Source organism: Kitasatospora sp. NEAU-CNBT7 (genome assembly GCF_057220535.1).
Map to the genome: position 1 here is coordinate 144,278 of NZ_JBXQQB010000005.1, position 12,932 is coordinate 157,209.

The window sequence follows — 12,932 nt, forward strand, 5'->3', positions numbered from 1 at the left end:
ATGTCCGCGTACACCGTCCTGATCCTGCTGGTCGCCGTCGAGCGGCTCGCCGAACTGGTCGTCGCCCGCCGCAACGCGCTGTGGAGCATCGCCATCGGCGGCACCGAGCACGGCCGCGGCCACTACCCGCCGATGGTGCTGCTGCACACCTCGCTGCTGCTCGGCTGCCTGCTCGAACCCGCCCTCGCCGACCGGCCGTTCCTGCCCCCGCTGGGGTGGCCGATGCTCGCGGTGGTGCTCGCCGCGCAGGGGCTGCGCTGGTGGTGCATCGCCACCCTCGGGCCGCGCTGGAACACCCGGGTCATCGTGGTGCCGGGGCTGCCGCTGGTGGCCGCCGGCCCGTACCGGTGGCTGCGCCACCCCAACTACCTGGCGGTGGTGGCGGAGGGCCTGGCCCTGCCGCTGGTGCACAGCGCCTGGCTGACCGCGACCGGCTTCACCGTGCTGAACCTGGCGCTGCTGCGGGTCCGGATCCGCTGCGAGGAGCAGGCGCTGACCGCGGCCCGCCCGGCGGTGGCCACGTGATCGACCTGCTGGTGGTGGGCGGCGGCCCGGCCGGCCTGGCCACCGCGATCCGGGCCGCCGGGGCGGGCCTGCGGGCGGTGGTCGCCGAACCGCGGCCCGCACCCGTCGACAAGGCCTGCGGGGAGGGGCTGATGCCGTCCGCCGTCCGCGCCCTGGACGAGCTCGGGGTCCGGGTGTCCGGACACCCGCTGCACGGCATCCGCTACCTGGACGCCGCCACCGGGCGCGGCGCCACCGCCGGGTTCCGCGGCGGCCCGGGTCTCGGGGTGCGCCGGACCGTGCTGCACACCGCGCTCGCCGAACGGGCCGCCGAGCTGGCGGTACCCGTACTGCCGGTCCAGGTGAAGGAGTTCCGGCAGGGCCGGTTCACCGTCACGGCGGCCGGGCTGACCTGCCGCCACCTGGTCGCCGCCGACGGCCTGCACTCGCCGGTCCGCCGCGCGCTCGGCCTGCACCACCCGCCCGGCCCGTCCGCACCGCCGGCCCGGTACGGGCTGCGCCGCCACTACCGCCTCGCGCCGTGGAGCGACCTGGTCGAGGTGCACTGGTCGCCGCAGGCCGAGGCGTACGTGACGCCGCTCGGGCCGGACCTGGTCGGCGTCGCGCTGCTCACCGCCGACCGGGCGCCGTACCAGGAGCAGCTGGCGCGCTTCCCGGTGCTGGCGGGCCGGCTGGCGGACGCCGCCGCGTGCACGCCGGTGCGCGGCGCCGGTCCGCTGCGCCAGCGGGTCCGGGCCCGGGTGCACGGGCGGGTGCTGCTGGTCGGCGACGCGGCCGGGTACCTGGACGCGCTCACCGGCGAGGGGGTCTCGGTCGCGCTGGCATCCGCGCAGGCGCTGGTGCGGTGCGTGGCCGCGGGCCGCCCGGCCGACTACGAACGGGCCTGGCGGCGCGCCTCGCGCAGCTACCGGCTGCTGACCGGGTCACTCCTGTGGGCCCGTCAGCAGCCTTTGCTCGCGCCGCGGATCGTCCCGTCCGCGGTCCGCCTGCCCGGCCTGTTCCGGGCCGGGGTCAACCTGCTGGCCTGACCTCCGCCGGCCGGCCCGGGCCGGGCCCGAGCCGGGCGGCAGGTCACCAGGTCACGGGCAGGGTCCGCAGGCCGCGGACCACCGAGTCGGCCCGGGTCTCGACCTCCTCGAACGGCACCGCCAGCCGCAGGCCGGGCAGCCGCCGCAGCAGCGTCTCGAGCGCGATCTGGAGTTCGGCGCGGGCCAGCGGCTGCCCGAGGCACTGGTGGATCCCGAACCCGAACGCGAGGTGGCGCCGGGCATCCCGGGTGACGTCCAGCTCGTCACCGGCGTCGAACAGCTCCGGGTCCCGGTTGGCGGTGGACGGCATGGCCAGCACGCCTTCGCCCGCGCGGATCAGGGTGCCGTCCAGGTCGACGTCCTCCACCGCGACCCTGGGGATGCCCAGGTGCACGATGGTCAGGTAGCGCAGCAGCTCCTCGACCGCGCCCTTCATCAACTCCGGCCGGGTCCGCAGCAGTTCCAGCTGCTCCGGGTTCTGCAGCAGCGCCAGGGTGCCGAGCGCGGTCATGTTGGCGGTGGTCTCGTGTCCGGCGACGAGCAGCAGCAGCCCCATGGCGGCGGCCTCGGCGTGGGTCAGCTCGTCGCGGGCGACCAGCCTGCTGAGCACGCCGTCGTCGGGCTCGCGCCGCTTGCGGTCGGCGAGGTCGGCCAGGTACGAGGTCAGCGCGTCCTGCGCCGCCGCGACCTGCTCGGTGTCCGCCCCGGTGTCCAGCAGGACCCGGCTGTTGGCCTGGAAGAACTCGTGGTCGGCGTACGGGACGCCGAGCAGCAGGCAGATGACCAGCGAGGGCACCGGCAGGGCGAACTCCGCCACCAGGTCGGCCGGACCGCCGCGGGCGATCATACGGTCGAGCGCCTCGTCGACGATCTGCTGGATCTGCGGGCGCAGCGCCTCCACCCGCTTGATGATGAAGTCCCCGGTGAGCATGCGGCGCTGGCGGGCGTGCTCGGGGTCGTCCAGGCGCAGGAAGGTGGGGGTGCTGCGGACCACCAGGTCGCGCCGGCCGGGGAAGAGGAAGGGGAAGCCGGGCTTGCGGGCGTCGGCGCTGAAGCGCCGGTCGGCGAGGACCGCCCGGGACTCCTGGTAGCCCGTCAGCAGCCAGCAGGGGGTGCCGTCCCAGAGCGTGACCCGGGTGGCCGGGGAGACCCGGTGGGCCTCCTGGTAGGCGGGCGGCGGGTCGAACGGGCAGCGCGCCTGGGCGGCCGGCACGGCGAGGGCGTCGGCAGCGCCGGAGGCGGCGGCGGTGTTCGCGGTGATGGAGGGTGCGTCGGTGGTCATGCGGCTGTGCTCCTTCCAACAGGGTGGAGTCCGGCCGGTCCGGGGATCGGGGTCGGGCCCGGGTCAGCCGGCGTCGCCGTGCACGGTGATGGCGTTGCCGGGGCAGAGCGCGGCCGCGAGCCGGACGTCGGCGGTGAGGGTGGCCGCCGGGCGTTCCGCGAGCAGCCGGACGAGCCCGTCGTCCTCGCCCTGGTCGAAGACGGCGGGGGCGGTCAGTACGCACTGGCCGGATCCGCAGCAGCGGTCCTGATCGATGATCACCTGCATGGCGGCACCTCGGTCCGGTGGGGTGAATCGGTTTCGCAAGGCAACCATTTCACCGTAGCCCAGATCCGGTCCGCACACGAAGGTCCGTTCGCGGACCATCGCGAGTTGGCCGAAAAGCCCTCCCCCGAAGGGGTGAACGGGCCGTCAGTTCCGGCTCTGCCCGGGCCCCGTGGGGTCGACCGGTTCCTCGGCCAGCAGTTCCAGGACCGGCAGCGCGGCCAGCAGGGCCTCCCGCCGGTCGGGGCCGAGCGCCCGGACCCGTTCGGCGAGCAGCTGGGCCCGCTCCTCCCGGATCCGGTCGATGGTCTCCCGGCCGTGCGCGGTGAGGGTGATCAGCGCGGAGCGGCGGTCCTGCGGGTCCGGCTCCTTGGCGATCAGGCCGTCGGCGTGCAGCGGCGCCAGCGTGCGGATCATGGACGGGGCCGCGACCCGCTCCCGACCGGCCAGGTCGACCAGGCGGATCGGGGCGTGCGCCTCGATCCGGGCGAGCGCGGAGAGCTGGGCGAAGGTGAGGTCGAGCCGGCTCGACGCCTGCACCATCTGCCGGTGCAGGCGGGAGACCGCGAGGCGCAGCCGGGCCAGGTCGGCCGCGGACAGGTCGGCCGCGGACAGGTCCGGGTCGAGCGCCGGGTCGGCCGGGGGAAGGTTCGGCTCGGCCGCGGGCCGGTTCGGGTCGGTCGCCATGGGCCGCGGGTGCTCCTCAGTCTCGCCGGGTGGTGCCCGCCGCCGCCTGGGCCGGGCCGTCCGCCGCCTTCACGGTACCCGCCGCCCCGGCCCGGCCCGCCGGGCGGTCCTTGACCAGCGAGGCGAGCGCGCCGAGCAGCGACAGTCCGATGGCGAACCAGAAGACCACCACCAGCCCGTCGTGGAACGGACCGGCGATCAGCTGCGGGAAGAACTCGCGGCCGGTGAGGGTCTGCGCGTTGCCGGGCGGCAGCGAACCGAGCAGGTCGGGGCCGAGCAGTTCGCGGACCGGGTTGTAGCCGAGGAAGGCGGCGAACAGGGTGCCCACCGGCGGGAGTCCGGCGATCGTGTGGGCGGCCGGGGCCGGGACGCCCTGCGCGGTCAGTCCGCTGTTCAGCCCGTCCGGGAGCGAGCCGGCCAGGCCGGCCACCATCAGCGAGAAGAAGATGCCGATCGACAGCACCATGCCGGCGTTCTGAAAGGTGGCGCGCATGCCGGAGGCGGCGCCGCGGGCGTCGGCCGGCACGCTGGACATGATCAGCGAGGTGTTCGGGGCCGCGAACAGGCCACCGCCGAGGCCGTTCAGCAGGATCAGGAAGGCGAACCAGGGGTAGCCGAAGTCGGTCGGCAGGAGCAGCAGTCCGGCGAACGAGAGCGCCATCACCACCAGGCCGCCCGCCGCGAACAGCCGGGCGCCGTACTTGTCCGACAGGTGCCCGGCGACCGGGCCGGCGATCAGGAACCCGACCGTCAGCGGGACCATGTAGATGCCGGCCCACAGCGGCGTGGACTCGTACTGGTAGCCGTGCAGCGGCAGCCAGATGCCCTGCAGCCAGATGATCAGCATGAACTGGAGTCCGCCGCGGGCGATCGAGCCCAGCAGGGTGGCCGCGTTGCCGCTGCTGAACGCGGCGTCCCGGAACAGCCTCAGCGGGAACATCGGGTCGGCCACCCGGCGCTCGATCAGGCAGAACAGCGCCAGCACGGCCGTGCCGCCGATCAGTCCGGCCAGCACCCACGGGTTGCTCCAGCCCATGGTGTGGCCGCCGTACGGCTGGATGCCGTAGGTGATCCCGGCGAGCAGGGCGGTCAGGCCGACGGCGAAGGTCAGGTTCCCCCACCAGTCGATCCGGGCCGGGCGCCGCACGCCGGTGTCGCGCAGCGAGCGGTACGCCCACAGGGTACCGAGCAGGCCGATCGGCACGTTGACCCAGAAGATGGACCGCCAGTTCCACTCGGCCAGTACGCCGCCGAGTACCAGGCCGATGAACGAACCGGCGATGGCGGCCACGATGTTGACGCCGAGTGCGGTGCCGCGCCGCTGGGCGGGGAAGGCGTCGGTGATGATCGCCGCGCTGTTGGCCATCAGCATCGAGCCGCCGACCGCCTGGGCCACCCGCCAGCCGATCAGCCAGAGCGCTCCCCCGCCGCCGGACACCGGGTCGAGCGACAGGGCGACCGAGGTCAGGGTGAAGATCAGGAAACCGGCGTTGTAGATCCGGACCCGGCCGTAGATGTCGCCGAGCCGGCCGAGGGTGACCACCAGGACGGCGGTGACCAGCATGTAGCCCATCAGCATCCAGAGCAGGTAGCTGACGTTGCCGGGCTCCAGCGGGTCGAGGCCGATGCCGTTGAAGATCGCCGGGAGCGAGATCAGCACGATCGAGCTGTTGATCGTCGCCACCAGCGTGCCCAGCGTGGTGTTGGACAGTGCGATCCACCTGTAGCGCGTGTCGCCGTCCGGCACGGTACGCATCCGACTCTCCCCGTCCCCAATAGTTAGCTTCCGCTAGCTAACTATCTTCCCGCCGACCCGTGCCCCCGGCAAGGCCCGTCCGGTCACGGTCCGGCCAACGGGTGCGGGGGCGCACCGCCGGGCCGCTCCCCGCGCTGCCGGTAGCACAGCTCCGGCCGGCCGACCTGCCCGTACTGCGGCTCCCGGACCGCGAACCCGGTCTCCACCAGGTGTTCCAGGTAGCGCCGCGCGGTGATCCGCGACACCCCGGCGGCGGCTCCCGCAGCCGCCGCCGACAGGCCGGTGGCGGACTCCCGCAGCACCCCGGCGACGGCCTCCAGGGTGGGCGCGCTGAGCCCCTTGGGGAGCGCGGCCCGCTCGGGCGTGCGCAGCAGGGCGAAGGCCTGGTCGACCTCGTCCTGGCCGGTCGCCTCGCCGGCCCGGCCGAGGCTGTCGCGGTAGCGCGCGTAGCTCTCGAGCCGGTCGGTGAGCGCGGCCGCACCGAACGGCTTGAGCAGGTACTGGACCACGCCCGCCGACACCGCCTGCCGGACCATCGTCAGGTCGCGCGCCGAGGTGACCGCGATGACGTCGGTGGGGTGGCCGGCCGCCCGCATCGTCCGGCACAGCCGCAGGCCGTGGCCGTCCGGCAGGTAGAGGTCCAGCAGCATCAGGTCGACCGGCGCACCCCCGGCCCGCGCCCGGTCGAGCCGGCGCAGCGCGTCCGCGCAGCTGTGCACGGTGTCCGCGACCCGGAAGCCCGGGGTGCGGCCGACGTAGAGGGTGTGCGCGGCGGCGGCGACCGGGTCGTCCTCGACCACCAGGACGGAGATCATCCGACCGGTTCCCGGCTCAGCGGGAGCCGTACGGTGAGCACCGCGCCGCGTTCGCGGCCGAGTTCGACGGTGCCGCCGTTGCGGCGGGCGGTCTGCGCGACCAGCGCCAGGCCGAGGCCCCGGCCGTGCTGCTTGGTGGTCCAGCCCCGGCGGAACACCTCCTCGGCGGCGTCCGGGTCGATGCCCGCGCCGGTGTCGGCGACCCGCAGCAGCAGTTCACCGTCGTGGGCGAGGGCGGTGACGGTGACCTCGGGCGGGCCGGCCCGGCGGGCGGCGTTCTCGATCGCGGCGTCCACCGCGTTGTCGATCAGGTTGCCGAGCAGGGTGACCAGGTCGCGCGGGGCGAGGGCGGCGGGCAGCACGCCGTCGTCGATCCGGCTGTCCTCGGTGAGGGTGAGTTCCACGCCGCGTTCGGCGGCCTGGGCGGCCTTGCCGAGCAGCAGGGCGGCCAGCACGGGCTCGCCGAGGGCGGCCACCACGCGGTCGGTGAGCCGCTGGGCGAGGGCGAGTTCGGCGGTGGCGAACTCCACCGCCTCGCGGTGGCGGCCGAGTTCGATCAGCGAGACCACGGCGTGCAGCCGGTTGGCCGCCTCGTGCGCCTGCGCGCCGAGCGCCTCCGCGAAGCCCCGGACCGAGTCCAGTTCCCCGGTCAGGCCCTGGAGTTCGGTGTGGTCCCGGAGGGTCACCACGGTACCCAGGCCCGGGCCGACGGCCGAGGTGTTGAGCAGCACCACCCGTTCGGCGGTGAGGTGCACCTCGTCGCGGACGGGGGCCGGGGCCAGCAGGGCGCGGGTGAGCGAGTCGGGCAGGCCGAGGGTGTCCACCGCGGACCCGGCCGCCCCGTCGGTGAGGCCGAGCAGTTCGCGGGCGGCGTCGTTGCAGAGCAGCACCCGGTGCGCGGTGTCCAGCAGGACCAGCCCCTCGCGGACCGAGTGCAGGGTGGCCTGGTGGTAGTCGTACAGGTGGCTGAGTTCGGCCGCGCCCATCCCGTGGGTGTGGCGGCGCAGCCGGACGGTGACCAGCGCGGTGCCGGCGGCGCCGAGCGCGAGCGCGGCCAGGGCGACGCCGGCCAGCGCAAGGACCGGCCCGCGCAGCTGGTCGCTGATCGCGTCGACCGTGATGCCCGCACTGACCAGGGCCACCACGTGACGCTGATCGTCGAGGACGGGTGCCACCACCCGCACCGACGGGCCGAGCGTGCCGGTGTACGTCTCCGGGAACACCTCCCCCGCCAGCGCCCGGTCGATGTGCCCGAGGAACGGGCGGCCGATCTGCGCCGGGTCGCGGTGCGCCCAGCGGATGCCGCCGGGGTCCATCACGGTCACGAAGTCCACCCCGGTCTCCCGGCGGACCTGCTCCGCGTACGGCTGGAGGACGGCCGAGGGGTCGGGGGCGGCGGCGGCCTCACGGACCGTCGGGGCGTCCGCGACGCTGACGGCCACGGCCCGGACCCGGCCGAGCGCGGCCTGTTCGGCCCGGTCCGCCGTGAACAGGTAGGCCAGCACCGCGCCCCCGGCCACCACCCCCGCCACGATCACCACCTGCACCAGGAACAGCCTCCCGGCCAGGCTGCGCGTACGGCGGCGCGGCGGGCGGGCGGGGTGCGGGGTCATGCCGGACAGTCTGCCCTGCCGCCCGCCGCGGGCAAGGGGTGCGGCGGTGTGAACTCTATGAACGCAAACGTGACGGCCGTCACTCCGGCACCCATAGTCGGATCGGCCCTCCACCCGGGCCGCCAGGAACCGCAGGACCCGCAGGGCGAAGGAGCCGCAGGATGACGACCTCAGGAACCGACCGGAGCGACCGGAGCGACCGGAGCGACCGGAGCGACCGGAGCGACCGGACCAGAGGAGCCGGCCGGGCCGGGAGAGCCGACCGGACACGGGGAGCCGACCGCACCCACTACCTCTACCTCGCGGTGATCGCCGCCGTGGTCGGCGGCGTGGTGCTCGGGCTGGCCGCACCCGACGCGGCGGTCGAGCTCAAGCCGGTCGGCACCGGCTTCGTCAACCTGATCAAGATGATGATCAGCCCGGTGATCTTCTGCACCATCGTGCTCGGCGTCGGCTCGGTGACCAAGGCCGCCAAGGTCGGCCGGGTCGGCGGCCTGGCGCTCGGCTACTTCCTGCTGATGTCGACCGCGGCGCTCGGCATCGGGCTGCTCGTGGGCAACCTGATCGACCCCGGATCCGGCCTGCACCTGACCGCCGCCCTCGCCAAGTCCGGCCACGCCCAGGCCGCCACCGGCGCCGCGACCGGCACGGCGGACTTCCTGCTCGGGATCATCCCGACCACGGTCTTCTCGGCGCTCACCGAGGGCAAGGTGCTGCAGACCCTGCTGGTCGCCCTGCTGGCCGGGTTCGCCCTGCAGGCCATGGGCCCGGCGGGCGCACCGGTGCTGCGCGGGGTCGAGCACCTTCAGCGGCTGGTGTTCCGGATCATGTCGATGATCATGTGGCTGGCCCCGGTCGGCGCCTTCGGCGCGATGGCCGCGGTGGTCGGCGCCACCGGGACGGCGGCCCTGAAGAGCCTCGCGATGATCATGATCGGGTTCTACACCACCTGCGTGATCTTCGTGGTGGTGGTGCTCGGGCTGCTGCTGCGACTGGTCGCGCGCGTCAACGTGTTCGCCCTGCTGCGCTACCTCGGCCGCGAGTTCCTGCTGATCCTCTCCACCTCCTCCTCGGAGAGCGCACTGCCGCGCCTGATCGCCAAGATGGAGCACATCGGCGTGAGCCGGCCGGTGGTCGGCATCACCGTCCCGACCGGCTACAGCTTCAACCTGGACGGCACCGCGATCTACCTCACGATGGCGTCGATCTTCATCTCCGAGGCGCTCGACAAGCCGATGCCGCTCGGCCAGCAGCTCTCACTGCTGCTCTTCATGGTGATCGCCAGCAAGGGCGCGGCCGGTGTCACCGGCGCGGGCCTCGCCACCCTGGCCGGCGGACTGCAGTCCCACCGGCCCGAACTGGTGGACGGCGTCGGGCTGATCGTCGGCATCGACCGCTTCATGTCGGAGGCCCGCGCACTCACCAACTTCGCGGGCAACGCCGTCGCCACCGTCCTGATCGGCCACTGGACCAAGGAACTCGACCACGACCGGCTCCGCGAGGTACTCGCCGGACGCCTGCCGTTCGACGAGACCACGCTCGTCGACACCGGCCACGACGGCGGCAGCGGTGATGGCGGCCGCGGCGCCGGCGAGGCGGCGGAGGTGCCGGCGGAGGTACCGGCGCAGCCGGACCGCCCCGGCCTGGAGAAGACCGGCGCCTGACCCCGACCCCGAGCCCCGCCCCGCCTGCGGCCGTACGCGCCCGTGCCCGCGCCCGGCTCCGTCCGTCCGTGCCCTGTCGACCCCGTGCGGGCGGCAGGGCACGGCGCCGTTCCGGGCCTCCGGACGGCCGCCGGGGCAGCCCGGCCGGGGCAAACTCCCTTGAGACCGACGCCACCTGTGGCTGATGTCACAGACCCGCCCGGTCCGCCCCTCCCCCACCCGCGCCCACCCTTACCCACCAGGGGTTTTCCGTACGTAGGCGACCCAGTCGGCGGTCGGATGATCTCGCCCGCGGTACGGACCGAGCTTGCGCGGCGACGGCGGTGTCCCGCAGGCTCCTCGACGGAACGGGCCCGACGACTCCCCTGCCGGAGTACGGGCCGGTCCTGTCCGAGGGGGGAAACGAAAGGCTCCCCCACAGCATGCCCAGACATTCCAAGCACCGCCGCACGGCGCCGGCCGCCCGGCGACGCCTCCTCGCCGTCGGCCTCGCCGTGGCCGCCGTCGGCGCCGGAGGCGCGGCGTGGGCCGCCCCGAGCCGCACCGCGGCCGAGCCGGTCGTCGTCGACTCGCTCACCATCACGCCGGCCACGCCGGGCAGCACCGCCCAGGTCACCGCCACCGCCAAGCTGCACTCCGCGAAGAGCCTCCCGGTCCAGTCGCTGACCATCGCCGTACGCGACGCCAACGGCGCCAACTACGACTTCCGGGGCGCGATCCCGACGACCCTGTCGGGCACCCAGCAGACCTTCCAGCCGCAGGCGCGCACCTTCCCGGCGGGCTCGTACACCTACTTCGTGGCGTACAAGGCCAACAACACCTGGCACAACCTCACGCCCACCGCCGCCTTCACCTCGACCGGCGCCACGGTGACCCCGACGCCCACCCCGACGCCGAAGCCCTCGCCCACCCCGACGGTCAAGCCGACCACCCCGGCGCCGAGCACCCCGGCTGCGACCAGCCCGGCCGCGACCGCGTCCGCGACGGCCAAGCCGACGCCCACCGCGACGCCGACCCCCACCGCGACGCAGACGGCGAGCCCCACCAAGGCCCCGACGCAGACGCCCACCACGACGCCGTCGCCGACCGCCACCCCCACGGTCACGCCGTCGACCAGCCCCACCACTGCGCCGAGCAGCCCGTTCACCAGCCCGGCGGCCACCCCGTCGGCGTCGGCCAGTCCCACCACCCCGGCCCCCACCGGCGGCCCGGCGGGCATCCCGGGCAGCTGGCGCCCGGTGTTCGCCGACGAGTTCAACGGCTCGGCCGTCGACTCGGCCAAGTGGACCCCCAACTGGCTCGGCTGCCCGACCTGCACCACCCCGCCGGTCAACAGCTCCGAGGCGGCCGCGTACGCGCCGTCCCAGGCCACCGTCAGCGGCGGCAGCCTGCACCTGACGGCCACCCAGCAGTCCACCACGGTCAACGGCAAGACCTACCCGTTCCGCTCCGGCATGGTGCAGAGCAACGGCAAGGCCCAGTTCACCTACGGCGCCTTCGAGTCCCGGATCTACCTGCCGCCGACCGGCTCGAAGATCGCCAACTGGCCCGCCTTCTGGACCGACGGCCAGAACTGGCCGACCGACGGTGAGATGGACGTCATGGAGGGCCTCGGCGGCAGCGCCTGCTACCACTTCCACTCGCCGTCCGGCGGCCCCGGCTCCTGCGCCCCCGGCAACTTCACCGGCTGGCACACCTACGGCGCCGAGTGGGCACCGGGCTCGGTCACGTACTACTACGACGGCGTGAAGGTCGGTCAGATCACCACCGGCATCACCAGCGCGCCGCAGTACCTGATCCTGAACAACGGCGTCGAGTCCGCCACGGCGGGCAACAACCTCGCCCCCGCGGACATGCAGGTCGACTACGTCCGCGTCTGGCAGCACTGACCGGTAGCGCCCGCACCCGCAGCCCCAGCTGTAGCTGCAGCCGGACAGTCCGGTCCCGCCGATCCGCCTTCCCGTCCTCGACGGGGAGGCGGATCGGCGTTTCGGCGCGGCGCAGCGCGTTGGTTGCGTTCCGGCGCGTTCCGGCGCGTTCCGGCCTGTTCCGGCGCGTGCGGCGTCCGAGAGCCCCGGGCGGATGGCGGGAGGGAATGACAGGCGGGGATGGCGGGAGGGAATGACAGGCAGAGATGGCAGGCAGGGATGGCTGGGGGGGTGACTGAAGGGATGGCAGAAAAGGTGGGAAGGACGACCTTGCTGCCATCCGCCCCCGCTGACACGCTGGCGGCATGTCCACCAGTGACGTCCTGATCGTCCTCTTCGACGAGGTCCAGAGCCTCGACGTGACCGGCCCGCTCGAGGTCCTGAGTTCGGCCCGGTCGCGAGGCGCGGTGCCCGGACGGCACGCCTACCGGATCCGTACGGCAAGCCCCGGCGGCGGGCCGGTCCGTTGCTCCAGCGGCCTCACGCTGGTACCGGACGAGGACCTGGACCTGGCCGCCACGCCACACACCCTCCTGGTACCCGGCGGCCGCGGCACCCGCGGTCCCGCCGACCCCGCGCTCGTCGCACGGATCGCCGAACTGGCCGCCGGGGCCGAGCGCGTGGTGTCGGTCTGCACGGGCGCGTTCCTGCTCGCCGAGGCCGGGCTGCTGGACGGCCACCGCGCCACCACCCACTGGGCGTACTGCGAGACCTTCGCCCGGCGCTTCCCGGCGGTCCGGCTCGACCCCGAGCCGATCTTCGTACGGGACGGGCGGATCTCCACCTCGGCGGGCGTGACCGCCGGAATCGATCTGGCCCTGGCCCTGGTCGAGGAGGACCTCGGCCGCAGCGCGGCCCTGGCCATCGCCCGGCACCTGGTGATGTACCTCCGACGTCCGGGCGGGCAGGCGCAGTTCAGCACGCACCTGGCCGGCCAGCTCGCGGAACGGCATCCCCTGCGCGAGGTCCAGCGGTGGATCGGCGAGAACCCGGCCGCCGACCTGTCGGTCACCGCGCTCGCCGAGCGCGCCACGCTGTCGCCGCGCCAGTTCGCGCGGGCGTTCGCCGCGGAGGTCGGAGTGCCGCCCGGACGGTACGTCGACGGCATCCGGCTGGAGACCGCGCGGCGGCTGCTGGAGGAGACCGGGCAGGGCGTCGAGGAGATCGGCCGAGCCTCGGGTTACGGCTCCACCGAGGCGATGCGCCGCGCCTTCGTCCGAGGGCTGGGGATCCCCCCTTCGGAGTACCGGCGCCGCTTCCGGCCTCCGTCACCGGTTCCGCCCACCGGCACCGCCACCACCACCACCGTCGGCTGAGGGCGCGGCGCGCACGGGGGTACGGCGTGCGGGGACCTCGCGCCCCGCGCCCGC

General features: G+C 74.3%; 11 protein-coding genes. 5 read left to right on the top strand and 6 right to left on the bottom strand.

The features are described 5' to 3' along the window. A complete protein-coding gene (locus AC2TEW_RS08970; protein WP_484623010.1) occupies positions 1-525 on the top strand; it encodes an isoprenylcysteine carboxyl methyltransferase family protein in 525 nt (174 codons plus the stop codon). Next, positions 522-1,553: an NAD(P)/FAD-dependent oxidoreductase gene (locus AC2TEW_RS08975; protein ID WP_484622809.1), complete on the top strand. Its 1,032-nt coding sequence runs from the start codon at positions 522-524 to the stop codon at positions 1,551-1,553. Before AC2TEW_RS08970 ends, AC2TEW_RS08975 begins: the two co-directional genes overlap by 4 nt. A 43-nt stretch (positions 1,554-1,596) precedes the next feature. Here the strand turns inward: AC2TEW_RS08975 and AC2TEW_RS08980 are convergent, their stop codons facing one another. From AC2TEW_RS08980 to AC2TEW_RS09005, 6 genes are all read right to left on the bottom strand, one after another. Beyond that, positions 1,597-2,835 (bottom strand): cytochrome P450, encoded by a 1,239-nt coding sequence (locus AC2TEW_RS08980; protein WP_484622810.1) that lies wholly within the window; start codon positions 2,833-2,835, stop codon positions 1,597-1,599. A 63-nt stretch (positions 2,836-2,898) separates the two neighbouring features. Next, positions 2,899-3,102 carry a ferredoxin gene (locus AC2TEW_RS08985; protein WP_484622811.1) on the bottom strand — a complete coding sequence of 68 codons (204 nt, stop codon included), beginning with the start codon at positions 3,100-3,102 and terminating at the stop codon, positions 2,899-2,901. Between the two features lie 144 nt (positions 3,103-3,246). Next, positions 3,247-3,786 (bottom strand): MarR family winged helix-turn-helix transcriptional regulator, encoded by a 540-nt coding sequence (locus tag AC2TEW_RS08990; RefSeq protein ID WP_484622812.1) that lies wholly within the window; start codon positions 3,784-3,786, stop codon positions 3,247-3,249. Positions 3,787-3,802: 16 nt separating this feature from the next. Then, positions 3,803-5,542, bottom strand: coding sequence for an MFS transporter (locus AC2TEW_RS08995; RefSeq protein ID WP_484622813.1), 1,740 nt, complete (start codon positions 5,540-5,542; stop codon positions 3,803-3,805). Positions 5,543-5,625: 83 nt separating this feature from the next. Beyond that, positions 5,626-6,357, bottom strand: coding sequence for a response regulator (locus AC2TEW_RS09000; RefSeq protein WP_484622814.1), 732 nt, complete (start codon positions 6,355-6,357; stop codon positions 5,626-5,628). After that, positions 6,354-7,970, bottom strand: a complete 1,617-nt coding sequence (locus AC2TEW_RS09005) for a sensor histidine kinase (RefSeq protein WP_484622815.1) — start codon at positions 7,968-7,970, stop codon at positions 6,354-6,356. Before AC2TEW_RS09005 ends, AC2TEW_RS09000 begins: the two co-directional genes overlap by 4 nt. Before the next feature lie 161 nt (positions 7,971-8,131). Between AC2TEW_RS09005 and AC2TEW_RS09010 the strand changes: the two genes are divergently transcribed. From AC2TEW_RS09010 to AC2TEW_RS09020, 3 genes are all read left to right on the top strand, one after another. Then, on the top strand, positions 8,132-9,634 hold the full coding sequence (locus AC2TEW_RS09010; protein WP_484622816.1) for a cation:dicarboxylate symporter family transporter: 1,503 nt from the start codon (positions 8,132-8,134) through the stop codon (positions 9,632-9,634). A gap of 422 nt (positions 9,635-10,056) precedes the next feature. Beyond that, positions 10,057-11,523, top strand: a complete 1,467-nt coding sequence (locus AC2TEW_RS09015) for a glycoside hydrolase family 16 protein (RefSeq protein ID WP_484622817.1) — start codon at positions 10,057-10,059, stop codon at positions 11,521-11,523. Positions 11,524-11,867: 344 nt separating this feature from the next. Continuing rightward, a complete protein-coding gene (locus tag AC2TEW_RS09020; protein ID WP_484622818.1) occupies positions 11,868-12,878 on the top strand; it encodes a GlxA family transcriptional regulator in 1,011 nt (336 codons plus the stop codon). Positions 12,879-12,932 lie beyond the last annotated feature (54 nt).

What these genes read in the sequence shown, in the direction of transcription:
- AC2TEW_RS08970 (WP_484623010.1), top strand. Translation starts at nt 1, where the DNA reads ATGTCCGCGTACACCGTCCTGATCCTGCTGGTCGCCGTCGAGCGGCTC.
- AC2TEW_RS08980 (WP_484622810.1), bottom strand. Translation starts at nt 2,835, where the DNA reads ATGACCACCGACGCACCCTCCATCACCGCGAACACCGCCGCCGCCTCC.
- AC2TEW_RS08985 (WP_484622811.1), bottom strand. Translation starts at nt 3,102, where the DNA reads ATGCAGGTGATCATCGATCAGGACCGCTGCTGCGGATCCGGCCAGTGC.
- AC2TEW_RS08990 (WP_484622812.1), bottom strand. Translation starts at nt 3,786, where the DNA reads ATGGCGACCGACCCGAACCGGCCCGCGGCCGAGCCGAACCTTCCCCCG.
- AC2TEW_RS08995 (WP_484622813.1), bottom strand. Translation starts at nt 5,542, where the DNA reads ATGCGTACCGTGCCGGACGGCGACACGCGCTACAGGTGGATCGCACTG.
- AC2TEW_RS09000 (WP_484622814.1), bottom strand. Translation starts at nt 6,357, where the DNA reads ATGATCTCCGTCCTGGTGGTCGAGGACGACCCGGTCGCCGCCGCCGCG.
- AC2TEW_RS09005 (WP_484622815.1), bottom strand. Translation starts at nt 7,970, where the DNA reads ATGACCCCGCACCCCGCCCGCCCGCCGCGCCGCCGTACGCGCAGCCTG.
- AC2TEW_RS09010 (WP_484622816.1), top strand. Translation starts at nt 8,132, where the DNA reads ATGACGACCTCAGGAACCGACCGGAGCGACCGGAGCGACCGGAGCGAC.
- AC2TEW_RS09015 (WP_484622817.1), top strand. Translation starts at nt 10,057, where the DNA reads ATGCCCAGACATTCCAAGCACCGCCGCACGGCGCCGGCCGCCCGGCGA.
- AC2TEW_RS09020 (WP_484622818.1), top strand. Translation starts at nt 11,868, where the DNA reads ATGTCCACCAGTGACGTCCTGATCGTCCTCTTCGACGAGGTCCAGAGC.